General features: G+C 70.9%; 21 protein-coding genes. 5 read left to right on the top strand and 16 right to left on the bottom strand.

The window, feature by feature from the left end:
- Nucleotides 1-27 precede the first annotated feature (27 nt).
- The 14 genes from accD to egtD form a co-directional block, all read right to left on the bottom strand.
- A complete protein-coding gene (accD, locus tag H537_RS0126825) occupies nucleotides 28-900 on the bottom strand; it encodes an acetyl-CoA carboxylase, carboxyltransferase subunit beta (RefSeq protein ID WP_029000328.1) in 873 nt (290 codons plus the stop codon).
- The gene (trpA, locus tag H537_RS0126820) at nucleotides 897-1,727 is read right to left on the bottom strand and encodes a tryptophan synthase subunit alpha (RefSeq protein WP_029000327.1); all 831 of its coding nucleotides are present in this window, start codon (nucleotides 1,725-1,727) and stop codon (nucleotides 897-899) included. Before trpA ends, accD begins: the two co-directional genes overlap by 4 nt.
- The gene (gene trpB, locus H537_RS0126815) at nucleotides 1,724-2,962 is read right to left on the bottom strand and encodes a tryptophan synthase subunit beta (protein WP_029000326.1); all 1,239 of its coding nucleotides are present in this window, start codon (nucleotides 2,960-2,962) and stop codon (nucleotides 1,724-1,726) included. Before trpB ends, trpA begins: the two co-directional genes overlap by 4 nt.
- A gap of 39 nt (nucleotides 2,963-3,001) precedes the next feature.
- Nucleotides 3,002-3,643: a phosphoribosylanthranilate isomerase gene (locus tag H537_RS0126810; protein ID WP_029000325.1), complete on the bottom strand. Its 642-nt coding sequence runs from the start codon at nucleotides 3,641-3,643 to the stop codon at nucleotides 3,002-3,004.
- An 18-nt stretch (nucleotides 3,644-3,661) separates the two neighbouring features.
- Nucleotides 3,662-4,495 carry a tRNA pseudouridine(38-40) synthase TruA gene (gene truA, locus H537_RS0126805; RefSeq protein ID WP_051243298.1) on the bottom strand — a complete coding sequence of 278 codons (834 nt, stop codon included), beginning with the start codon at nucleotides 4,493-4,495 and terminating at the stop codon, nucleotides 3,662-3,664.
- On the bottom strand, nucleotides 4,488-7,085 hold the full coding sequence (locus tag H537_RS0126800; protein WP_051243297.1) for a motility hub landmark protein FimV: 2,598 nt from the start codon (nucleotides 7,083-7,085) through the stop codon (nucleotides 4,488-4,490). Before H537_RS0126800 ends, truA begins: the two co-directional genes overlap by 8 nt.
- 109 nt (nucleotides 7,086-7,194) lie before the next feature.
- Nucleotides 7,195-8,325, bottom strand: coding sequence for an aspartate-semialdehyde dehydrogenase (gene asd, locus H537_RS0126795; RefSeq protein ID WP_043460171.1), 1,131 nt, complete (start codon nucleotides 8,323-8,325; stop codon nucleotides 7,195-7,197).
- Between the two features lie 93 nt (nucleotides 8,326-8,418).
- On the bottom strand, nucleotides 8,419-9,507 hold the full coding sequence (leuB, locus tag H537_RS0126790; protein ID WP_029000321.1) for a 3-isopropylmalate dehydrogenase: 1,089 nt from the start codon (nucleotides 9,505-9,507) through the stop codon (nucleotides 8,419-8,421).
- 28 nt (nucleotides 9,508-9,535) lie between these two features.
- Nucleotides 9,536-10,183 carry a 3-isopropylmalate dehydratase small subunit gene (leuD, locus tag H537_RS0126785; RefSeq protein ID WP_029000320.1) on the bottom strand — a complete coding sequence of 216 codons (648 nt, stop codon included), beginning with the start codon at nucleotides 10,181-10,183 and terminating at the stop codon, nucleotides 9,536-9,538.
- 25 nt (nucleotides 10,184-10,208) lie between these two features.
- Complete coding sequence (gene leuC / locus H537_RS0126780) at nucleotides 10,209-11,639, bottom strand: 3-isopropylmalate dehydratase large subunit (protein ID WP_029000319.1); 1,431 nt, start codon at nucleotides 11,637-11,639, stop codon at nucleotides 10,209-10,211.
- A gap of 10 nt (nucleotides 11,640-11,649) precedes the next feature.
- The gene (locus tag H537_RS45705; RefSeq protein WP_043460257.1) at nucleotides 11,650-12,564 is read right to left on the bottom strand and encodes a LysR family transcriptional regulator; all 915 of its coding nucleotides are present in this window, start codon (nucleotides 12,562-12,564) and stop codon (nucleotides 11,650-11,652) included.
- Between the two features lie 109 nt (nucleotides 12,565-12,673).
- Nucleotides 12,674-13,732, bottom strand: coding sequence for a selenide, water dikinase SelD (gene selD, locus H537_RS0126770; protein WP_029000318.1), 1,059 nt, complete (start codon nucleotides 13,730-13,732; stop codon nucleotides 12,674-12,676).
- Nucleotides 13,729-14,706 (bottom strand): selenoneine biosynthesis selenosugar synthase SenB, encoded by a 978-nt coding sequence (senB, locus tag H537_RS0126765; protein WP_043460169.1) that lies wholly within the window; start codon nucleotides 14,704-14,706, stop codon nucleotides 13,729-13,731. Before senB ends, selD begins: the two co-directional genes overlap by 4 nt.
- Before the next feature lie 57 nt (nucleotides 14,707-14,763).
- Entirely contained in the window at nucleotides 14,764-15,720 is a 957-nt protein-coding gene (egtD, locus tag H537_RS0126760) for an L-histidine N(alpha)-methyltransferase (RefSeq protein ID WP_029000316.1), read from the bottom strand.
- Between the two features lie 94 nt (nucleotides 15,721-15,814).
- On the opposite strand from egtD, the gene H537_RS0126755 reads away from it, so the two are divergent.
- From H537_RS0126755 to phnE, 5 genes are all read left to right on the top strand, one after another.
- The gene (locus H537_RS0126755) at nucleotides 15,815-16,678 is read left to right on the top strand and encodes a putative selenate ABC transporter substrate-binding protein (protein ID WP_029000315.1); all 864 of its coding nucleotides are present in this window, start codon (nucleotides 15,815-15,817) and stop codon (nucleotides 16,676-16,678) included.
- Between the two features lie 185 nt (nucleotides 16,679-16,863).
- Nucleotides 16,864-17,331, top strand: coding sequence for a GNAT family N-acetyltransferase (locus tag H537_RS0126750; RefSeq protein WP_043460167.1), 468 nt, complete (start codon nucleotides 16,864-16,866; stop codon nucleotides 17,329-17,331).
- A 234-nt stretch (nucleotides 17,332-17,565) separates the two neighbouring features.
- A complete protein-coding gene (locus H537_RS0126745; RefSeq protein ID WP_029000313.1) occupies nucleotides 17,566-18,396 on the top strand; it encodes a phosphonate ABC transporter ATP-binding protein in 831 nt (276 codons plus the stop codon).
- Nucleotides 18,393-19,223 carry a PhnE/PtxC family ABC transporter permease gene (locus H537_RS0126740; protein ID WP_029000312.1) on the top strand — a complete coding sequence of 277 codons (831 nt, stop codon included), beginning with the start codon at nucleotides 18,393-18,395 and terminating at the stop codon, nucleotides 19,221-19,223. Before H537_RS0126745 ends, H537_RS0126740 begins: the two co-directional genes overlap by 4 nt.
- Nucleotides 19,224-19,236: 13 nt before the next feature.
- Nucleotides 19,237-20,070, top strand: coding sequence for a phosphonate ABC transporter, permease protein PhnE (gene phnE / locus H537_RS0126735; protein WP_029000311.1), 834 nt, complete (start codon nucleotides 19,237-19,239; stop codon nucleotides 20,068-20,070).
- Nucleotides 20,071-20,110: 40 nt separating this feature from the next.
- Here phnE and H537_RS0126730 read toward each other — a convergent pair whose 3' ends face one another.
- Together H537_RS0126730 and H537_RS0126725 are read right to left on the bottom strand one after the other, a co-directional pair.
- Nucleotides 20,111-21,175, bottom strand: coding sequence for an acyltransferase family protein (locus H537_RS0126730; protein ID WP_084150962.1), 1,065 nt, complete (start codon nucleotides 21,173-21,175; stop codon nucleotides 20,111-20,113).
- 124 nt (nucleotides 21,176-21,299) lie between these two features.
- Entirely contained in the window at nucleotides 21,300-22,286 is a 987-nt protein-coding gene (locus H537_RS0126725; protein ID WP_029000309.1) for a Bug family tripartite tricarboxylate transporter substrate binding protein, read from the bottom strand.
- Nucleotides 22,287-22,460: the final 174 nt, after the last annotated feature.

Below are 22,460 nucleotides of genomic sequence, written 5' to 3'. Positions count from 1 at the left end.
GCCGGCCTTGCGTGAAAAGTTGGCGGATCAGGCGACGGCGTCGGCGCTCTGGCGCTGCAGCATGGCCAGGGCGTGGGCGATGGTGGTGCGCAGCTGGCGCCGGTCCACGATCATGTCCAGCGCGCCCTTCTGCAGCAGGAACTCCGAGCGCTGGAACCCTTCGGGCAGCTTCTCGCGCACCGTGTTCTCGATCACGCGCGGGCCGGCGAAGCCGATCAGCGCCTTGGGCTCGGCGATCACGATGTCGCCCACGAAGGCAAAGCCCGCCGACACGCCGCCCATGGTCGGGTCGGTCAGCACGCTGATGTAGGGCAGCCTGGCCTTGGCCAGCCGCGTCAGCGCCGCGTTGGTCTTGGCCATCTGCATCAGGCTCAGCAGGCCTTCCTGCATGCGCGCGCCGCCCGTGGCGGTGAAGCACACGAAGGGCACCTTCTGCTCGATGGCGGTTTCGACGCCGCGCACGAAGCGCTCGCCCACCACCGAGCCCATGGAGCCGCCCATGAAGTCGAACTCGAAGCACGCCGCCACCAGCGGCACGCTCATCACCGAGCCGCCGATGACGATCAGCGCGTCGGTTTCGCCTGTCTGGTCCAGCGCCTGCTTCAGCCGCTCGGGGTACTTCTTGCTGTCCTTGAACTTCAGCGCGTCGACCGGGATGACCTCCTGGCCGATCTCGTAGCGCCCTTCGTGGTCCAGGAACGCGTCCAGCCGGGCGCGCGCGCCGATGCGGTGGTGGTGGTCGCACTTGGGGCAGACGTTGACGTTCTGCTCCAGGTCGGTCTTGTAGAGCACCGTCTCGCACGAGGGGCACTTGATCCACAGCCCCTCGGGGATGGTGCGCCGCTCCGACGGATCGGTCGGCTGGATCTTCGGGGGCAGCAGTTTCTCAAGCCAGCTCATGCATGCGCTCCTTGCGCCACGCCGTCGAGGGCGGCGCGAATCTCGGCCATGAATCGGCGGCCCGTGGCCACCACCTCGTCCCTGGGCTGCCCCTGCAGCAGCTGCACCAGGCGCGACCCGATGACGACGGCGTCGGCCACCTCACCGACGGCGCGCGCCGTGGCGGCGTCGCGAATACCAAAACCCACGCCCACCGGCACGCTCACGTGCGCGCGGATGCGCGGCACCATCGCCGCCACCGCGCTGGTGTCCAGGTGCCCGGCACCGGTGACGCCCTTGAGCGAGACGTAGTAGACGTAACCGCTGGCGATGCGCCCCACGTGCGCCATGCGCGCCTCGGTGGAGGTGGGCGCCAGCAGGAAGATCGGGTCCATGCCCGCGGCCTGCAACTGCGCCGCGAAGACCTCGCACTCCTCGGGCGGGTAGTCGACGATCAGCACCCCGTCCACGCCCGCGTCCCGGGCGTCGGCGACGAAGCGCTCCACGCCGTAGCGCTCCACCGGGTTGGCGTAGCCCATGAGCACCACGGGCGTGACGTCGTCGCTGCGGCGGAAGTCACGCACGATGTCCAGCACCTGCGCCATGCCGATGCCCTTGGCCAGCGCGCGCTCGGCGGCCTGCTGGATCACCGGGCCGTCGGCCATCGGGTCGGAAAAGGGCACGCCCAGCTCGATCACGTCGGCGCCGCCGTCGGCCAGCGCGCGCATCAGCGCGGGCGTGACGTCGGCGTAGGGGTCGCCCGCGGTGACGTAGGGAATCAGCGCCTTGCGGCCCTGAGACTTGAGCCGCTCGAAGGTGGCGGCGATTCGGACGGAGCCCTTGCTCATTGCTTCACCTTCTGGCCCTGGCAGGACGGACGGCAGAAAAAGGACGCGCCGGAGAGGTCGGCCACCGTACCGATGTCCTTGTCGCCCCGGCCGGAGAGGTTGACCAGCAGGTGCTGGTCCGGCCGCATCGTGACGGCAAGCTTCATGGCGTAGGCCACCGCGTGGCTGGACTCCAGCGCCGGGATGATCCCTTCCGTGCGGCACAGCCGGTGGAAGGCAGCCAGCGCCTCGTCGTCGGTGATGCCCACGTACTCGGCCCGGCCGATGTCCTTCAGGTATGCGTGCTCCGGGCCGACACCGGGGTAGTCCAGGCCGGCCGACACCGAGTGCGTCTCGGTGATCTGGCCGTTGGCGTCCTGCAGCAGGTACGTGCGGTTGCCGTGCAGCACGCCCGGCGAGCCCTTCTGCAGCGAGGCGGAATGCCTGCCGCTCTCCAGCCCCAGCCCTGCCGCCTCCACGCCGATGAGGCGCGTGTTGGCCTCGCCGATGTAGGGATAGAAGATGCCCATGGCGTTGCTGCCGCCGCCCACGCAGGCGATCACGGCATCGGGCTGGCGGCCGATCTGCTGCGGCATCTGCACCAGGCACTCGTCGCCGATGACGCGCTGGAAGTCACGCACCATCGCCGGGTACGGGTGCGGGCCCGCCACGGTGCCGATGATGTAGAAGGTGTTCTCGACGTTGGTCACCCAGTCGCGCAGCGCCTCGTTGAGCGCGTCCTTCAGGGTGCGCGAGCCCGATTCCACCGGCACCACCTTCGCGCCCAGCAGGTGCATGCGGTACACGTTCGGGCTCTGGCGCTTGACGTCCTCCGCGCCCATGTAGACCACGCACTCCAGCCCGTAGCGGGCGCAGATGGTGGCGGTGGCCACGCCGTGCTGGCCGGCGCCGGTCTCGGCGATCACGCGCGGCTTGCCCATGCGCTTGGCCAGCAGCGCCTGGCCGATGGTGTTGTTCACCTTGTGCGCGCCGGTGTGGTTCAGGTCCTCGCGCTTGAGGTGGATCTGCGCGCCGCCGAGCTCGCGCGACAGCCGCGCGGCGTGGTAGACGGGACTGGGGCGGCCCACGAAATGGGCCAGCTCGTTCTGGAATTCGGCCAGGAACTCGGGATCGGTCTTGTAGCGGTCCCAGGCCGCCTTGAGCTCGTCGAGCGCGTGGATCAGCGTCTCGGCGACGAAGGTGCCGCCATAGGGGCCGAAATGCCCGGAGGCATCGGGTTGGTCGTAGTTCAGCATCGGAAGGGGTATTTCAGGCTGGCAGGCGAAGCAGGTGCCTTAGACGGCGGCCAACTGGGCGTCGGCCGCGCGCACCGCCTCGCAGAACCGGTGCATCAGCGCGGCATCCTTGATGCCCTTGGCAGCTTCCACACCGGAGCTCACGTCAACGGCCCAGGGCCGCACGCGAAGCACGCCATCGGTCACGTTGGCAGCACTCAACCCACCAGACAAAACGACCGGAGCGGGGAGCGCGGGAGGGATGAGGGACCAATCGAAGACCTTGCCACCGCCGCCGTAGCCTTCGACGTGCGCGTCGAGGAGCAGTCCCTGGGCGTGCGGGTACTGCCGGGCGAAGTCTAACAAATCGACCCCTGGGGAAACCCTGGCCGCGCGCAGGAATGGCCGCTGGGCCGCCGCGCACTGCTGCGGCGTCTCGTCGCCGTGGAACTGCAGCAGCGCGTTCGGGATGGCCTGCAGCACCTCGTCGATGAGCGCCGGCGAGGCGTTGACGAACAGGCACACCGGCAGCACGAAGGGCGGCAGCCGCCGCGCCAGCTCCGCCGCGCGCTGCGCGCTGACGTGGCGCGGGCTGCGCTCGTAGAGCACGAGGCCGATGGCGTCGGCCCCGGCCGCCACGGCGGCGTCCAGGTCGGCCTCGCGCGTGAGGCCGCAGATCTTGATGCGGGTGCGGTGACTCATGGATGAAGGCTCGGGGTGTCAGGGCAGCCAGTCCAGCGCCGGGACATGGTCGGGAATGGCGTGGCGCGCATCGTAGTGCGGGCCCACGAAGTACAGGCCGTCCGGGGAGAAGGTGGGCGCGGCGATCTCGCGCCGGCGCGATTCGAGCACCTCGCCCATCCACGCCGCCGGCCGCGTGCCCTGCCCCACCGCCACCAGGCAGCCCATGATGTTGCGCACCATGTGGTGCAGGAAGGCGCTGGCCTCGAAGTCGAAGCGCCAGTACGCGCCCCGGCGCTCGATGCCGATGTGGCGCAGCGTCTTCACCGGCGACAGCGCCTGGCAGCCCGCGGCGCGAAAGGCGCTGAAATCGTGCTCGCCCAGCAGCAGCGCCGCCGCCTCCCGCATGGGCTCCAGCGCCAGCGGGCGGAAGGTCCAGCCCGCCTGGCCGCTCTCCAGCGCCGGGCGCACCGGTGACTCCAGCAGCACGTAGCGGTAGCGCCGCCCGCGCGCGCTGTTGCGGGCGTGGAAATCCGGCGCGACGGGACGGCACCACTGCACCGCGATGTCGCCCGGCAGGTAGCGGTTGACGCCGCGCACCCACGAGAACTCCTCGCGCTGCAGCGGCGTGTCCAGGTGCACGACCTGGTTGATGCCGTGCACGCCGGCGTCGGTGCGCCCGGCGCAGAGGGTGCTCACCGGCATGGCGGCGAAGGCCGAGAGCGCCTGCTCCAGCTTGTCCTGCACCGTCTGTCCGTCGGGCTGGCTCTGCCAGCCGTGGTAGTGGCCGCCGCGGTAGCTCACGCCCAGCGCGATGCGGTGCAGCGCCGGCGCCGCCGTGGCGCCGGGAACTTCCTGCGGCCGTTCAGACAAGGCTGTCGAGCATGCTCTGGGCACGCGTCTTCACGTCGCCGCTGGCCTTGGCCACGACCTCCTGCAGCAGGTCGCGCGCGGCGTCGTTCTCGCCGATCTGGCGGAACTCCTCGGCCAGGTCCAGCTTGCGCTGCAGCGGGTCGGCCTCCTCCTCGTCGAAGCCCGAGAGGTTGAGCTCGCTGAGCACCGAGGCCGTGGAGGGCTCGTCCAGATCCAGCGACAGCGAGTCGAGGTCGAAGGGCAGCGCGGGCGCGCCCTCGGACGGCACCGTCGGCGTAGGCACGCGCGGCAGCGCGGACGGCGGCCCGAAGTCCAGCGCCACCGAGTCGTCGTCCTCGGCCTGCAGCTCCGTCACGGGCTGGTCTCCGAAAGTCGACGCGGCGGCCACCGCAGTGGCCGTGGTCGCCGCCACGGCAGCGGCGGCCGGCACAACGGCAGGTGCCAGTGCCAGCGCGGGCTCCGGGCGCTCCAGGTTCGTGACCACGGGTCGCGTCTGCTCCAGCGACTGCGCCGGCGCGGTAGCGAGCTGGTCCAGGTCGAGGTCCAGCCGTTCGGCTTGCGGCACGGGCGCAGGGGCCGGCACAGGCGCGGGCGCCGGTGCGGGCGCCGCCATGTCTTCCGGCCAGGTCGAGGGCGACATCGTGTCCGGAGCGCGCTTGGCCGCCGCGGCGGCCTCGTCGTAGAGCACGTTGCCCGGGTCGATCTGCTGTCCCAGCTCGCGCGCCCGGGCCCAGTCCTCGCCCTCGCCCTGCGTGATCTGCTGCAGCTGCTGCGCCAGCAGCTCGAAGGCCTTGACGTCCTGCCGCTTGGCGTAGACCTCCAGCAGCTTGGTGCGGATGGACAGGCGCTGCGGGTTGCTGCGCATCGCCTCCTTGAGGATCTCCTCGGCCTGCAGGTCGCGGCCGTAAGCCAGGTAGACGTCGGCCTCGGCCACCGGGTCGACGTCGCCGATGGCGTCGAGCTGGCTCAGCGAGTACTGCTCGGACGCGGCCGGCTGGGCTGCATGGCCCACGCTCGCCGGCTGGGCACTGTGGCCGCCGAAGAACGAATCGGGCTGCAGCCGGCTTTCCAGGAACGAGGTTTCCGCGGCCACTTTCTTGCGCTTGCGCAGCAGCATCACGCCCGCGCCACCCACCACCAGCGCGCCCAGCACGCCGGCCAGGCCCATCCACCAATTGCGCGCCAGCGACGACAGGCCGTTCGCGGCCTCCGGCTGCGCCGGTGGCGGTGGCACCTCCACGGCGGAAGCCGCGGCGGCGGCAGCCAGCGCCGCTGCTGCGGCGGACTCGTCCACGGCCGAGGCCGCGTCCATGGCGCCCGGCGCAGACGCTGCTGCGGCAGCGGCGGACGCCGCCAGATCCGGCACGATGGACACGGCCGCCTCGGACGCGGACAGGGACGGCGCCGCGGGCGCCGAGGCGGCCGGGGCACCCGGGGCGCCGGGCACCGGCAAGCCCAGCGCGCTGGGCGCGGAAGCCGCATCAGGCGCCGCCGCTGCCGCCGCGTTGGACGAGTTCGCGGCCAGACGCCGCAGTTCTTCCACGTTGCGCGAGAGCTCGGCCACGCGCTGCGCCTGGTCGCGGCGCTCGGCCTCGCGCGACAGCGCCGCCTCCGGGGACGAGCCCTGCGTGCGCGACAGCCGCAGCCGGTCCGGCGCGACGGGAGCGGTCTGCCGGTCCTCGACCGCCGCTTCCACGGCGCCGCCGGAGCGCCGGGCCGACTCCTCCACCCGGGCCGCCGGCGCCCTGCCGGCCAGCCGCTCCCGATAGGCCTCGAAGTCGGCGCTCTGCATGCGCACCAACTGGCGCGCCTCGGTGCGCGCCACCTGTGCCGCCTCCTGCGCGCTGGGCAGGCGCAGCACGGCATCGGCGCGCAGCAGGTTCATGTTCTTGTTGATGAACGCGTGTGCATTGCCGCGGTACAGCGCCACCAGCATCTGGTCCAGCGACACGCCCTGCTGCGCCATGCGCGCCGCCACGCCGGAGAGGGTGTCGCCCCGGCGCACGGTGTAGCGGCCGGCAGGCGCCTCGGCCGCGGCGGGCGTGCGGGGCGCGGGCGCCGGCTCGGGTGCCGCGGCCTCGGCCGGCGTGCCCGTCACGGCCGGCAGCGAGGGCGTGGGCGCGGGGCCCAGCAGCGGCGCCGCCGCAGGGGCCGGCTCCCGCGCCGCGGCCTTGGGCGCCTCGAACAGCAGCGTGTACTCGCGCGTGAGCGCGCCACTGGCCCAGTTGATCTCCAGGATCAGGTCGAGGAACTCGTCCTGCACCGGCTGCAGGCTGCTGATGCGCAGCACCTGCCGCCCGTCGGAGCGCTGCACCAGGCTGACCCCCGCCTCGGCCAGCGCCGGGCTGAGGGCCACGCCGGCGTGGCGGTAGGCCTCGGCCGGCGCGATGGCGGCGGACAGGCTGCCCGCCTCCTCGGCGCTGATGGCCCCGATCTCCACCTCCGCGCGCAGCGGCTCGCCGCGTCCAGAGTGCAGCACGATGCGTCCCAGGCTCAGCGCCCAGGCGCTGCCGCAGACCGCCAGGCCGAGCGCCGCCACGGCCGAATGCCGCAGCGCCGCACGGGTCGCTTTCTTCGAGCTGATCCTCAAGGCCTCTCCCCTTACATAGCCAAGGCGGCGCTGCAGCTGCCGCCCGCAGCGCGCCGAGGTCCGCAAGGAATACAGCGCGGCGCGGCCGGCGCGCTAGCCCGTTTGTTTCTTATCGAGTCTCGATCAGCAGGCGCAGCATGCGGCGCAGCGGCTCGGCCGCGCCCCACAGCAGCTGGTCGCCGATGGTGAAGGCACCCAGGTACTCCGGGCCCATCGCCAGCTTGCGCAGCCGGCCCACCGGGATGGTCAGCGTGCCCGTCACGGCCACCGGCGTGAGGTCGCGGACCGTGGCCTCGCGGTTGTTGGCCACCACCTTCACCCACTGGTTGTCGGCGGCGATCATGGCCTCGATGTCGGCCAGCGGCACGTCCTTCTTGAGCTTGAAGGTCAGCGCCTGGCTGTGGCAGCGCATGGCGCCGATGCGCACGCAGAAGCCATCCACCGGCACGGCGGGGCTGCTGAAGCCCTCGCCTTGGCCGAGGATCTTGTTGGTCTCGGCCATCCCCTTCCACTCCTCGCGCGACATGCCGTTACCGAGGTCCTTGTCGATCCAGGGGATCAGCGAGCCGCCCAGCGGCACGCCGAAGTTGGCCTTCTCGGCGTCTTCCAGCGTGCGCTGCTTCTCGATGACGCGGCGGTCGATCTCCAGGATCGCGCTGGTCGGGTCGGCCAGCAGGTCGCGCACTTCATGATTGAGCGTGCCGAACTGCGTCAGCAGCTCGCGCATGTGCTGCGCGCCGCCGCCGGACGCGGCCTGGTAGGTCTGGGTGCTCATCCACTCGACCAGGCCGGCCTTGTACAGCGCGCCCACGCCCATGAGCATGCAGCTCACGGTGCAGTTGCCGCCGATCCAGTTGCGCCCGCCCTTGGCCAGCGCGTCCTTGATCACGGGCAGGTTCACCGGATCCAGCACGATGACGGCGTCGTCCTTCATGCGCAGCGTGGAGGCCGCGTCGATCCAGTGGCCGTTCCAGCCCGCGGCGCGCAGCTTGGGATAGACCTCGCTGGTGTAGTCGCCGCCCTGGGCCGTGAGGATGATGTCGCAGCGCTTGAGCGCGTCGATGTCGAACGCGTTCTGCAGCTTGGTCTCGTTCTTGGCCATGGCCGGGGCGTTGCCGCCGGCGTTGGAAGTCGAGAAGAACAGCGGCTCGATCAGCTCGAAGTCGCCTTCGGCGCGCATGCGCTCCATCAGCACGGAGCCGACCATGCCGCGCCAGCCCACCAATCCCACGAGTGCCATCGTCAATCCTTTGAAATTACTGCTTCCCGGACCCCAGCTTTCCCGGCTCGTTCGCCGGGGTCCAGGGGATGGGCGAGACGAACCGGAGCTGAATCAGCCCTTAATCGTTTTGCCGGTAATGGCCGCCACCACGGCGTCGCCCATCTCGCGCGTGCCCACCTTGCGGGTGCCGTCGCTGTAGATGTCGGGCGTGCGCAGACCCGCGGCCAGCACGGCGCGCACCGCCGATTCGATGCGGTCGGCGGCTTCGGGTTGGGCGAGGGTGTAACGGAGCATCATGGCTGCGGACAGGATTGTAGCCAGGGGGTTTGCAACACCCTTACCGGCGATGTCCGGCGCGCTGCCATGGCTGGGCTCGTAAAGGCCCTTGTTGTTCGCGTCCAGCGAGGCCGACGGCAGCATGCCGATGCTGCCCGTGAGCATCGCCGCCTCGTCGGAGAGGATGTCGCCGAACATGTTGCCGGTGACAACCACGTCGAACTTCTTGGGCGCCTTGACCAGCTGCATCGCGGCGTTGTCCACGTACATGTGCTCCAGCTCCACGTCCGGGTACTGGGCATGCACCTCGGTCACGACGTCCTTCCAGAACTGGAAGGTTTCCAGCACGTTGGCCTTGTCCACGCTGGTGACCTTCTTGCCGCGCCGGCGCGCGGCCTGGAAGGCCACGTGCGCGATGCGCTCGATCTCCGGGCGCGAGTAGCGCATCGTGTCGAAGGCTTCCTCGGCGCCGGGGAAGTGGCCGTCCACGGCCGTGCGGCGGCCGCGCGGCTGGCCGAAATAGATGTCGCCCGTGAGCTCCCGGATGATCAGGATGTCCAGACCCGCCACCAGCTCGGGCTTGAGGCTCGACGCGTGCGTGAGCTGCTCGTAGCACAGCGCCGGGCGCAGGTTGGCGAACAGGCCCAGGTGCTTGCGCAGGCCCAGGATCGCCTGCTCGGGGCGCAGCGCGCGCTCCAGCTTGTCGAACTTCCAGTCGCCCACGGCGCCGAACAGCACCGCGTCGGCGTCCTTGGCCAGCTGCAGCGTGGCGTCCGGCAGCGGATGGCCCTTGGCCTCGTAGGCCGCGCCGCCCACCACCGCCTCTTCCATCTCCAGCGGCAGCTCCAGCACGTTGAGGACCTTCACGGCCTCGGCCACGATCTCGGTACCGATGCCGTCGCCCGGCAGCACTGCAATCTTCATGTTCTCTTCTCCAGATGGGTGTTCGTGATCAGCGGCCGGTGTTGGCCAGCCAGGGCATGCGGGCCAGGCGCTCGCCCTCGAAGCGGGCGATCTTCTCGGCGTGGCGCAGCGTCAGGCCGATGTCGTCGAAGCCGTTGACCAGGCAGTACTTGCGGAAGGGCTGCACGTCGAATTCGAGCTCGGTGCCGTCCGGGCGCACCACGCGCTGGCGCGGCAGGTCGATGGTGAGCTGCAAGCCCGGGAAGGCCGCCACGTCGTCGAACAGCTTGTCCACCTCGTGCTCGGGCAGCACCACCGGCAGCAGCCCGTTCTTGAAGCAGTTGTTGAAGAAGATGTCGGCGAAGCTCGGCGCGATCAGCGCGCGGAAGCCGAACTGCTCCAGCGCCCAGGGTGCGTGCTCGCGGCTGGAGCCGCAGCCGAAGTTGCGCCGCGCCAGCAGGATCGACGCGCCGGCGTAGCGCGGCTGGTTGAGCACGAAGTCCGGGTTGGGCTTGCGCGTGGCGATGTCCTGGCCCGGCTCGCCGTGGTCCAGGTAGCGCCACTCGTCGAACAGGTTCGGGCCGAAGCCCGTGCGCTTGATCGACTTCAGGAACTGCTTCGGGATGATCGCGTCGGTGTCGACGTTCTCGCGGTCCATCGGGGCCACCAGGCCCTGGTGCACGGTGAAGGCTTGCATGTGGATGTCCTCGGGGCGTTGGTTGTCAGGCGATGCGGCGCACGTCCACGAAGTGGCCTTGCATGGCCGCAGCGGCGGCCATGGCCGGGCTCACCAAGTGCGTGCGGCCGCCGTTGCCCTGACGGCCTTCGAAGTTGCGGTTGGAGGTGCTGGCGCAGCGCTCGCCCGGCTCCAGCCGGTCGGCGTTCATGGCCAGGCACATCGAGCAGCCCGGCTCGCGCCACTCGAAGCCCGCGGCCTTGAAGACTTCGTGCAGCCCTTCGCGCTCGGCCTGCGCCTTGACCAGGCCCGAGCCCGGCACCACCAGCGCGGCCTTAACGTTGGAGGCCACCTTGCCGCCGATGCGCTTGACCACCGCCGCGGCCTCGCGCAGGTCCTCGATGCGGCTGTTGGTGCAGGAGCCGATGAACACCTTGTCCACGTGCACGTCGGCCAGCGGCTTGCCCGGCTCCAGGCCCATGTAGGCCAGCGCGCGCTCGATGGCGCCGCGCTTGACGGCGTCCTTCTCGTGGTCGGGATCGGGCACGCGGTCCTCGATGGACAGCACCATCTCCGGCGAGGTGCCCCAGGTCACCTGCGGCTTGATCTGCGCGGCGTCGATCTCCACCACGTGGTCGAAGTGCGCGCCCGGGTCGGAGTGCAGCGTGCGCCAGTGCGCCACGGCGGTCTCCCACTCGGCGTCGGTCTGCGGCGCGAAGGGACGGCCCTTGACGTAGTTCAGCGTGACCTCGTCCACCGCCACCAGGCCCGCGCGGGCGCCGGCCTCGATGGCCATGTTGCACACCGTCATGCGGCCTTCCATCGACAGCGCGCGAATGGCCGAGCCGCCGAACTCGATCGTGTAGCCCGTGCCGCCGGCGGTGCCGATCCTGCCGATGATGGCCAGCACGATGTCCTTGGCGCCGCAGCCGCGCGGCAGCGGGCCTTCGACCTTGACCAGCATGTTCTTGGCCTTCTTGGCCAGCAGCGTCTGCGTGGCCATCACGTGCTCGACCTCGCTAGTGCCGATGCCGTGCGCCAGCGCGCCGAAGGCGCCGTGGGTGCTGGTGTGGCTGTCGCCGCACACGACGGTCATGCCCGGCAGCGTGGCGCCGTTCTCCGGGCCGATGACGTGCACGATGCCCTGGCGCTGGTCCATGAACGGGAAGTACGCCGCGGCGCCGAAGGCGCGGATGTTGGCGTCCAGCGTCGTGATCTGCTGCTTGCTGATCGGGTCGTCGATGCCGTCGTAGCCGCGCTCCCAGCCCGTGGTGGGCGTGTTGTGGTCGGCGGTGGCGACGATGGAGCTGTTGCGCCAGGGTTTGCGGTTCGCCAGGCGCAGCCCCTCGAAGGCCTGCGGGCTGGTGACTTCGTGCACCAGGTGGCGATCGATGTAGAGGATGGCGGTGCCGTCTTCCTCGGTGTGGATGACGTGTTCATCCCACAGCTTGTCGTAGAGCGTGCGTGCGGTGTTCATGGCGTCGGGGTCAGGTTGGAAGAAGCGCGTCGGCGGCGGGAGCCGGCGCAGCCAGGGAATCGATGAAGCGCTGCACCAGGGCGGGCAGGCGCTGCTGGGAACGGACGGCGATCTGGTACTCGCGCTCGGCCCAGGCCTCGTCGAGTTGCAGCACCTGCAGGTCGAAGAGCTGGCTGAAGCGCTCGGCCACCACGGCCGGCAGAATCGCCACGCCCAGGCCCGCGCCCACGAGCTGCGCGATGGCGTCGAAGCCGTGCACCTGCAGCCGGGTGTTGAGCACGCGCCCGCGCTCGCTGGCCTGCTCGCGCATGAACTCCTGCACCGCGGCGCCCACGTGCAGGCCGACCAGGTCGTAGTCCAGCAGGGACTCGAAGCGCACCGACGCCTCGTCGGCCAGCTCGTGCCCGGCCGGGACGATCACGGCCAGCGTGCCGCGGCGCCACGGCCGCGTGGCGAGCTGCGGCTCCAGCAGCGGCGGCACGAAGATGCCCACGTCGGCATGGCCCTCGGCAACAGCCGCTTGCACCTCGGCGCTGGTCATGTCCTCCAGGCTGATGCGGATCAGCGGATTGGCGCGCGTGAAGGCCGCCAGCGGCGGCGGCAGGCATTCGGCAATCGCGCTGGCGTTGGCCGCCAGTCGCAGGTGGCCCTTGAGGCCGCGCGCGTACTCGACGACTTCGCTCTCCAGCGCGTGCAGCGAGGCGTTGAGCGAGCGGATGTGGCGCACCAGCGCGCGGCCCGCGTCGGTGATCTCCACGCCGCGCGCGCGGCGCTCGAACAGCACCACGCCCAGCCGCGCTTCCAGATCCGACAGCCGCTTGCTCGCGGCCGCCAGCGCCAGGTGCTCGCGCTCGGCAGCGCGCGTGAGGCTGCCGGTCTCGGCAATCGCGAGCACGAGGTTGAGGCTGAGAAGGTCGAAACGCATGGTGGTGTTCGGCAAGGCTGCGTATGGTGCCTTGGCGCCACGCGAAGGGTCATCGGCGTTTCGCAATCCAGCCTTCGCGCAGCGCGAAGGCTGGCAAACAATCAGTAACTCAGCCGACCAGCAGCCGGGCGCCCTCGCCGGCCGGCAGCACCTCGCCGATCTCGGCGGCGTGCTCGAAGCCGTGGCGGCGGAACAGCGCCAGCACGTCGGGCACGGAGGCCGCGTCGCAGCTCACCAGCAGGCCGCCGCTGGTCTGCGGATCGGTCACCAGCGAACGCTCCAGGTCGCCCAGGCCGGCACCCAGCGCCACCTCGGCGCCGTAGCCGGTCCAGTTGCGGCCCGAGGCGCCGGTGATGAAGCCCTGGGCGGCCAGCTCGCGCACGCCGGGCAGCAGCGGCACGGCGCTCCAGTCGAGGCGGACGCGGCAGCCGGCGCCGCGCGCCAGCTCCAGCGCGTGGCCGGCGAGGCCGAAGCCGGTGACGTCGGTGATCGCGTGCACGCCCGCAAGCTCGGCCAGCGCCGGCCCCGGCGTGTTGAGCTTGGTGGTGTTGGCAATCATGTGGGCGTAGCCCTCGGCGCCGAGCTTTTCCTTCTTGAGCGCGGCGGAGTAGACGCCCACGCCCAGCGGCTTGCCCAGCACCAGGCGGTCGCCGGGACGCGCGTCGGCGTTGCGGCGCACGCGCTTCGGGTGCACCAGGCCCAGCGCCACCAGGCCGTAGATGGGCTCGACCGAGTCGATGGTGTGGCCGCCGGCGATGGGGATGCCGGCCTCGCGGCACACCGACTGGCCGCCTTCGAGGATGCGGCCGATGGTCTCGGCCGGCAGCACGTTGATGGGCATGCCCACGAGCGCCAGCGCCATGATCGGCGTGCCGCCCATGGCGTAGACGTCGGAGATGGCGTTGGTGGCGGCAATGCGGCCGAAGTCGTAGGGGTCGTCCACGATCGGCATAAAGAAGTCGGTGGTGGCGATCAGCGCCTGCTCGTCGTTGAGCTGGTAGACCGCGGCGTCGTCGGCGGTCTCGATGCCCACCAGCAGCTGCGGCGGCACCGGCATGGCGGCGGTGGTCTTGAGGATCTCGGCCAGGACGCCGGGGGCGATCTTGCAGCCGCAGCCGCCGCCGTGCGAAAGCGAGGTCAGGCGGGGCGGGGTCGTGGTGGTGTTCATGGACAGGGGATCTCCAGCAGCTCGGCCATCAGGGCGCGCAGGGTGGCTTGCTCGCGCGCCGGCTCGAACAGCGGCGCACGCCGCGCGGCGGCCTGGGACAGGGCTGGCAGCATAGCGGGCTCGTCCAGGACGTTTTTGATCAGGGTCGCCAGCGCGCCGGCATCGCCCGGCTCGAACAGCCCGGGGTAATCGCTGCCCAGCAGCCCGAGGTGGCCCGGGATGCGCGAGGCCAGCACCGGCGTGCCGCTGGCCACCGCCTCCACCACCACGGTGGGCGCGCCCTCCACCACGCTGGCGTTCACCAGCACGTGCGCGCGGGCGATGCGCTCGCGCGTGGCCGCGTGCTCCAGGGCGCCGATCCACTGGTAGGCGGGCAGCTCCCGCTGCAGCGCCCGGGCCTGCGCGCCCAGGGCCTCGTCGAGCGCGGCACCCACGTGCTCGAAGCGCCAGTCGCCGCGCCCGGCCAGCCGGCGCAGCGCGGCGAAGAGCGTGGGCGGGTCCTTCTCCGGGCGCAGGTGGCCGACCATGACCAGGCTCAGCGGCGGCACCGGCGCCCGCGGCGGCGCCGCCAGCGGCTCCACGCTGGGAAAGCACACCACCGCCTTGCCGCGCCAGGCCGCGGGCACGTCGTCCACGGCGCGCTCCTGCAGCACCACCAGGCGCCGCGCCAGCGCCAGCGAGCGCTGGGCGGCAGCGTCATGGTGGATGTCGCGGTAGAGGTCCGTGCCGGTCAGTGCCAGGGCGACGGGCCGATCCGGCTGCGCGCCGGCCCAGGCGGCGATGCTCTCAGCGCTGCGGCGCGCATGCAGCGCCAGCAGCACGTCCGCCGCCTCGCCGCGCCAGCGGTCGGTGAGCAGCACTTCGAACGGCCCGTCCAGCATCTGTGCCCAGCGGCTGGCGGTGTGCCAGTTGCCGTTGTTGGCGGCGGCCAGCGCGGGCGTGACAAGGCAGATACGGGGACGGGTACAGCTCATGGGCCGCGGTTATAGCGGCCGGCCGCTGCGCCCTGCCGCGGCGGGGACTCCGGCCCGCTACGCCTTCGCCCCGAACACCGCGAACCCTTGCTCCGCGTCCGTCCAGCAGCGCGTGTCGGACCACCCCGCCGCGTGCAGCAGCGCGTCGAACTGCTCGATGCGGTACTTGTAGGAGTTCTCGGTGTGGATGGTGTCGCCCGCGGCGAAGTCGCGCTGCTGGCCGTCCCAGCGCACCCGCACGGCGCGCAGCGCGCGCAGGTGCATCTCGATGCGCGAGGCGTCGGCGTCGAAGCAGGCCAGGTGCGCCCAGTCGGCCGGGTCGAAGTCGCTGCCGAGTTGGCGGTTCACGTTCAGCAGCAGGTTGCGGTTGAAGGCGGCCGTGACGCCCAGCGCGTCGTCGTAGGCCGGCAGCAGCTGCGCCAGCGGCTTCACCAGGTCCACGCCGATGAGCAGCGCCCCGCCCTGGCACTGCTCGCGCGCCTGCCGCAGGAAGCGCCGCGCGTGCGCCGGCTCGAAGTTGCCAATGCTGGAGCCGGGATAGAACATCAGCCGCGGCCCGCCGCCCAGCGCCTCGGGCAGCGCCAGCTCCTGGGAGAAGTCCAGCGCCACGCCGGTCATCGGCAGCGCCGGGTGGCGCAGCTGCAGCGCCTGCAGCGCGTCGCGGATGAAGCCGGCCGCGATGTCCACCGCCACGTAGCGCGCCGGCCGCAGCAAGTCGAACAGCGATGCCGCCTTGGCGCAGTTGCCCGCTCCCAGGTCCACCAGCGTCATGCCCGTACCCAGCGCGCGCACGATGTGATCGCCGTGCGCCGCCAGGATGGCCGCCTCCGTGCGCGTGGCGGCGTACTCGGGCAGCTCGGTGATGGCCTCGAACAGCCGGCAGCCCAGCGGGTCGTACAGGTGCTTGGGCGACACGCGGGCGGGCCGGCTCAGCAGCCCGGCGGCCAGCTCGGTGGCGTGGCGGGCCGGCGCGGTGGCCGGGGCTTCGATGAAATTCGGCAGAAGCTCATGCATCCGGCCCACTCTAGGCAGCCGCCCCCCGCCAAGCTGCCACCGGGTGCAACTACGGTTTAATTCCGCTCCTTCGCCAACAAGCCCACCGGTCCCGATGAAAACCTCCATCTCCCTCGCCCGCCGCACCCTGCTGGCCGCCTCGCTGCTGACCGCCCTGGTCGGCGCCCAGGCGCAGCAGACGGTGTTTCGCGTCACCGCCATCCCCGACGAGTCGCCGACGGAGCTGGCACGCAAGGCGGCGCCGCTGATGAAGTACCTGGAGGGCAAGCTGGGCATGAAGGTCGAGTACACGCCCGTCACCGACTACGCCGCCGCCGTGGAGGCGCTGGTGAACCGCAAGGTGGACCTGGCCTGGTTCGGCGGATTCACCTTCGTGCAGGCCAACGTGCGCTCCGGCGGCAAGGTGATCCCGCTGGTGCAGCGGGAAGAGGACGAGAAGTTCCGCTCGGTGTTCATCACGGCCGACCCGGCCATCAAGAGCCTGGCCGACCTCAAGGGCCGCGACCTGAGCTTCGGCTCGCAAAGCTCCACCAGCGGCCACCTGATGCCGCGCCACTTCCTGCTGGCCGCGGGCATCGAGCCCGAGCGCGACCTCAAGCGCGTGGCCTTCAGCGGCGCGCATGACGCCACCATCGCCGCCGTCGCCTCCGGCAAGGTGCAGGCCGGCGCGCTGAACATCTCGGTGTGGGAGAAGTTCGTGGCCGACAAGAAGGTGGACACCAGCCGCGTGCGCGCCTTCTACACCACGCCCGCCTACTACGACTACAACTGGACCGTCCACGCCGACATGCCCGCGGCGCAGCGCGAGAAGCTCAGCGCCGCCTTCCTGGCCCTGGACAAGTCCACGCCCGAAGGCCAGCAGGTGCTGGAGCTGCAGCGCGCCACGCGCTTCATCCCCACCAAGGCCGAGAACTACAAGAGCATCGAGGGCGCGGCCCGCAGCGCCGGGCTGCTGTAAGCACCCTGGGCGGCGGGCGACCGCCGCCTTCGCCGCCCGGCACATCAAGGCAACCGCTCTGTAACAGAAAGTATTACAATTTCAGGCTCAGTTGAAATGGCCCGCCGGCCGGAGATTTCCGGCCGGGCCTTTCTTGCAGTCCGGTGGAAAACTCCCTGGAAATGTCTTCACCGGTGAGGTTGGGCATGGCGTTGGATTCGAAGAGCGGTTTCGTGGTCAGACTTGCCGGGCCGCAGGATTTGGCGGCGCTGTCGGTGCTGTTCAACGATTACCGGACGTTTTACTGGCAGGCCGGCGATCTGCCGCTGGCGAGCAGTTTTCTGGCCGAGCGGCTGCAGCTGCGGGATTCGGTGATCTTCGTCGCTTCGGCCGGCGCGCAGGAGCTGGCCGGCTTCACGCAGCTCTACCCCACTTTCTCCTCGGTGTCGGCACGGCGCGCCTGGATCCTGAACGACCTGTTCGTCGCCCCGGACTGGCGCCAGCGCGGCGTGGCCAAGGCCCTGATGCAGCAGGCGCTGGAGCATGCCCGCGCCAGCGGGGCCGCCTGGATCAGCCTGCAGACCGCGCGTGACAACCTGCCCGCACAGTCGCTCTACCGCAGTTTGGGCTTCGTGCCCGATGAATATTATTTGAGCTTCAGCCATGCTTTCTGAGGCCCCTCCGGGCCGGAGCACGGCCTGGAAATACCGCGCGGTGCAGGAATATCCGGCAGGTGCACGCCGGCATCCGCTGGCCTGATGTTTTGAATTGAGGCGCTCTTGGCGCAGCATGCCTTATGGGTATGCGGGCGCGGCGCCGGGCGATTGGGCGGCTGCGCTTACAGTCGCGGCCTTGCGCCGAGGCAGTTCTCCCTCCCGGCCGCCGACAGTCGTATTCCCCGGATTCCCATGCATTTGTCCCTGCAACAGGTCCAGGCGGCCCATCCCGCGGCGCGGCGCGGCGCCGCGCCCGCCTTGCACGGCATCACGCTCTCGCTGCGCGCCGGCGAGCAGGTGGCGCTGATCGGCCCCTCCGGCGCCGGCAAGACCACGCTGCTGCAGGTCGCCGCCGCGGCGCTGCGCCCGGCCTCGGGGCGCGTCGAGATCGACGGCACCGAGCCCTGGTCGCTGCCCGGGCGCGCGCTGCAGCGCCTGCGCGGGCGGCTGCTGCTGGCGCCGCAGGTACCGCCGCTGCCGCCGCGCCAGCGCGTCATCACCTCGGTGCTGGCGGCGCGGCTGCCCGCCATGGGCCTGTGGACCAGCCTGCGCTCGCTGTTCTACCCGGTGGACATCCCCGGCGCGCACGCGGCGCTGGAGCGCTTCGACCTGGCCGAGAAGCTCTTCGAGCGCGTGGACCGACTCTCCGGCGGCGAGCGCCAGCGCGTGGGCCTGGCGCGCGCGCTGCTGGCGCCCGCAAGCCTGTGGCTGGTGGACGAGCCGCTGTCGGCGCTGGACCCGCGCCGCGCCGAGCAGGCCATGGCGGTGCTGCTGGACGAGGCGCGCTCGCGCGGCGCGACGCTGCTGGCCTCGCTGCACCAGGTGGACGTGGCGCTGCAGCGCTTCCCGCGCGTCATCGGCCTGCGCGACGGCGCCGTGTTCTTCGACCTGCCCTCGGCGCAGGTCACGGCCGAGCGGCTGCGACAGCTCTACGCGCAGCACGAGGACGAACTGCACGCTCCGGCGGCGCCGACGGACACGCCCGCGCTGGGCCCGCGCCCGGCGGTGATGCACTGCCGATGAGCAGCGCCGCCCTGCCCCCGCGCCGCGACCCGGCGTGGATCGCCCGCGTGTCCTGGACCGTCACGGCGCTGGTGCTGCTGTGGCCGCTGCTCACGCTCACCGAGTTCCGGCCCGCGCAGCTGTGGGCGCCCGGCAGCCGCGAGCCGATCCTGAATTTCCTGGGCAGCTTCTTCCCGCCGGCGCACTCGGCGGAGTTCCTGCAGATGGTGGCCCGGGAGACCTGGCGCACCGTGGCGATGGCCACGGCCGGCATCGTGCTGGGCCTGTTCATCGCCGTGCCCGGCGCGCTGCTGGCCACCGAGGCGCTGTCGGTGTCGCTGCTGTCCGGGCGCATGGCGCCGCTGCCGCGCGCGCTGCGCCAGGCCGTGCGCTGGACGCTGATCGTGCTGCGCAGCGTGCCGGAGCTGGTGTGGGCGCTGGTGTTCGTGCGCGTGGCCGGGCTGGGGCCCACGCCGGGCGTGCTCGCCATCGCGCTGACCTACGGCGGCATGCTGGGCAAGGTCTACGCTGAGATCCTGGACAGCGGCGAGGCGCCGCCGACGCAGGCGCTGCTGCGCAACGGCGCCGGGCGGCTGCAGGCCTTCTGCTACGCGCTGCTGCCGCAGAACGCCGCGGAGCTGGCCTCCTACACCGTGTACCGCTGGGAATGCGCCATCCGCAGCTCGGTGGTGCTGGGCTTCGTGGGCGCGGGCGGCCTGGGGCAGCAGATGGACAGCTCCATGAAGATGTTCAGCGGCGGCGAGGTCGCCACCATGCTGCTGGTGTTCGTGGCGCTGGTGGCGCTGGCCGACCGCATGAGCGCCGCGTTGCGGCGGCAACTTGGTTGAGCGGGGTACGGACATGAGACGACGCCACGGCACCACCGCCGCCAACCCACCCTGGCGGCTGCCGCCGCCGCTGTTCAACGCGCGCTGCAAGGGCTGCTGGATCATGGCCGCCACGCTGGCGCTGGTCGTGGCTAGCTTCTGGTCGCTGGACCTGCAGTGGGCCGCCTTCCTCTCGCTGGAAGCGCTGGGCCAGATGGGCCGCTTCCTGGGCGAGTTCTTCCCGCCCGACTTGTCGCCCGTGTTCGTGAAGCGCGTGGCGTGGGCTTCGCTGGAGACGCTGGCGATGTCGGCGCTGGGCACGCTGCTGGCGGCGCTGGGCGGCTTGGCGCTGGCGCTGCCGGCCAGCCGCCACCACGAGGGCGACCGCGCGCGGCTGCGCGGCGTGGCCCGGCTGCTGCTCAACGCGCTGCGCGCGGTGCCGGAGCTGGTGTGGGCGGCGCTGCTGCTGATCGCCGCGGGCCTGGGCCCCTTCGCCGGCACGCTGGCGCTGGCGCTGCACACCTCGGGCGTGCTGGGCCGGCTGTTCGCCGAGGCGATGGAGAACGCCCCGCGCGACGCCGCCACCGCGCTGCGCACGCAAGGGCTGACGGGCTGGCGCGTGCTGGCTTACGCCACGCTGCCGCAGGTGCTGCCGCAGCTGCTCTCCTACACGCTCTACCGCTGGGAGAACAACATCCGCGCCGCCGCCGTGCTGGGCGTGGTGGGCGCCGGCGGCCTGGGGCAGCTGCTGGCCTTCCACATGGGCCTGTTCCACATGGGCAAGACGGCCACCGTGCTGATCGGCATGTTCACGCTGGTGGCGCTGGTGGACGGGCTCAGCTTCGCGATTCGGCGCTGGATGAAGTAGCCGCCGCCGCCCGGACCCGGGTGGCGGCGGACTCAGCGGATCAAGCGGGCACGCCCTTCGGCGCGCGGGGCTCGGGCTTGCGGGCGCTGATGCGTCCGCCGGTCACGAGGCCCAGCCCATGCGGGCAGATCCGGCTCAGGAGATGGAACAGGACGTGGCAGGCCATGATCGTCAGCGCGGGTGCCAGGAACCAAGTCAGCTCGCGCGGCAGGAGCGGAACCTCGTTCAACGCCATGGCGATGGCCTTCAGCGGGAAGGCGTGAAACACGTAGATGAAGAAGCTGACCACGGCCAGCCGTGGCGTCCATTGCCGCACCAAGGTGAACCGGGCCGGCAGGCTGCTGGCGGACCAGATCAGGAAAGGCGCGAAGACGGTGAACCATTTACGGTCCGCAACCCGGTTCACCATCATGACGATGCACACGCCGACCAGCAGGGCTAGGCAAAGGCCAGCGAAGCGGTCCAGCGCGCGCAAATCCCATTGGCGCACCGCCGCCAGCGCGCCCAGGGCGTAGGTCACCGGCAGGTCCGGCCGGGTCATCAGATGCCCGTCCAGATCGAAGAAGAAGAAAGCGCTCCACAGCGCAAAACCCGCATAGGACGCGCGTTCGAGCAAAAACCGCAGCACCGGGGTCATGACCACCAGCAGCATCAGGTCGCGCAGGAAATTCAGCGGGTAATCCCAGGGCGCCCGGGTCACGCCCAGCAGGCCGTCCAGCGTCCGCCAAGCCTGTAATGGATATACCTCCGACGCCGTCCCCGTTCCCAGCGCGGACAGGTACAGGAGGGCAAAGGCAAAGGCGTTCCAGAACAGCATCGGGACGAATATCGTCCGGCTGCGCTGGCCCAGTATCTCGGCGTAGCTCCTGCCTTTTGGCCGGAACAGCAGGTATCCGGAAATGCAGCCCAGTATCGGCACCGACATCCGGAACAGGATGTTCTGGATGAAGGACTTCGTCCATTCAAAAGCGGTGGGATCAGGCGGCAGCTCTGTAATGGCAGCGTAAGGCAGCGAGTGCAGCAACACGACGCCCAGGATGAGCACGTAGCGCAGTAAGTCGATGCGCACCGATATGTCGCCGGTCGGAAGATTTTTGTTTTTCATGACATTTAGACACGAATTTTCCGCTAGCGACCGCTGCTTCAACGACGAGGCCTTCTCCCGATTTCATGATCTTTTCCCGCAACGACAAGGTGCCAGGGCACGTGGGCCCTGGCAGCTGCCGCGCTCACTCCGGCTGGATCGCCGCCGCCTGCACCGCCTTGGCCCACTTGAGCGTTTCCTTGGCGGCGAAGAGGCCCAGCTCCGGCGGGCTGCTGGGCGTGAGGCCGAAGCCCGAGGGGGCGAGCTTGGCCTTCACGGCCGGGTCGGCCAGGGCCGCGCGCACCCACTGGTTCATCTGGCTCACGGCCGCCGCCGGCGTGGCTGCGGGGGCGTACATCGCGAACCAGGCCGTCATCTCGAAGCCCGGCACCACGACCGACATGGGCGGCACGCCCGGCAGCATCGGATGCTCGGCTGCGGAGGTCACGGCCAGCGCGCGCAGCTTGCCCGCCTTGATCTGCGGCAGCCCGGAAGAGAAGTCGGCGAACACCAGCTGCGTTTGGCCGCCCATGGTGTCCGTCATCGCCGGCTGCACGCCCTTGTAGGGCACGTGCGTCATGCGCAGGTTGTTGGCCGACACCAGCGCGTGGCCCGGGATCAGGCTGCCGCTGGAACCCGAGCCCCAGGCCAGCTTGTCGGGGTTGGCCTTGACGTAGGCCACGAACTTCTGCGCCGTGTCCGCCGGCACCGACGGATGCACCAGCATCACGAAAGGAATCTCCGCCAGCCGGCTCACCGGTGCGAAGTCCTTGATCGGGTCGTAGGGCAGCTTGCGGTAGAGCGAAGCGTTGGCCGCGTGCGTGGTGCTGGTGGCGATGAGGAAGCTGTGGCCGTCGGCCGGCGCCTTGGCCGCCGCAGCGGTGCCGATGGTGCCGTTGGCGCCGGGCTTGTTGTCGATGATCACGGTCTGCCCCGCGGCACGGCCCACGTGCTCGGCCAGCACGCGCGCGAGCTGGTCGGTGGCACTGCCGGCCGGGAACGGCACGATGAAGGTGACGGGGTGGTCCGGGTAGCGTTTCACTTGCGCTGCGGCGGGGCCGGCCAGGGTGACGGCAAGAGCGGCCAGCGGCAGTGCGAGGAGCGCGCGGCGGCGGGAATGGGTAGCTTGCATGGGGCTTCCGGGAAAAGTGGCGGCGCGCAGCATAGCGAGGCCGTGCCGCGGCGATGTGCGCCGTGCCCGTCCCGCAGCGGCGGCGTCCCGGACAGCGGCACGGCGCGGCCGCGCGCCCATGAAAAAACCCCGGCCAGGCCGGGGTTCTTGAGAGGCTGGAGCCCCCGGCGCGCT

Origin of the sequence: Azohydromonas australica DSM 1124, from assembly GCF_000430725.1 — a bacterium.
GTDB classification, from domain to species: Bacteria; Pseudomonadota; Gammaproteobacteria; order Burkholderiales; family Burkholderiaceae_C; genus Azohydromonas; species Azohydromonas australica.
This window is presented reverse-complemented; position numbering and strand designations above follow the sequence as displayed.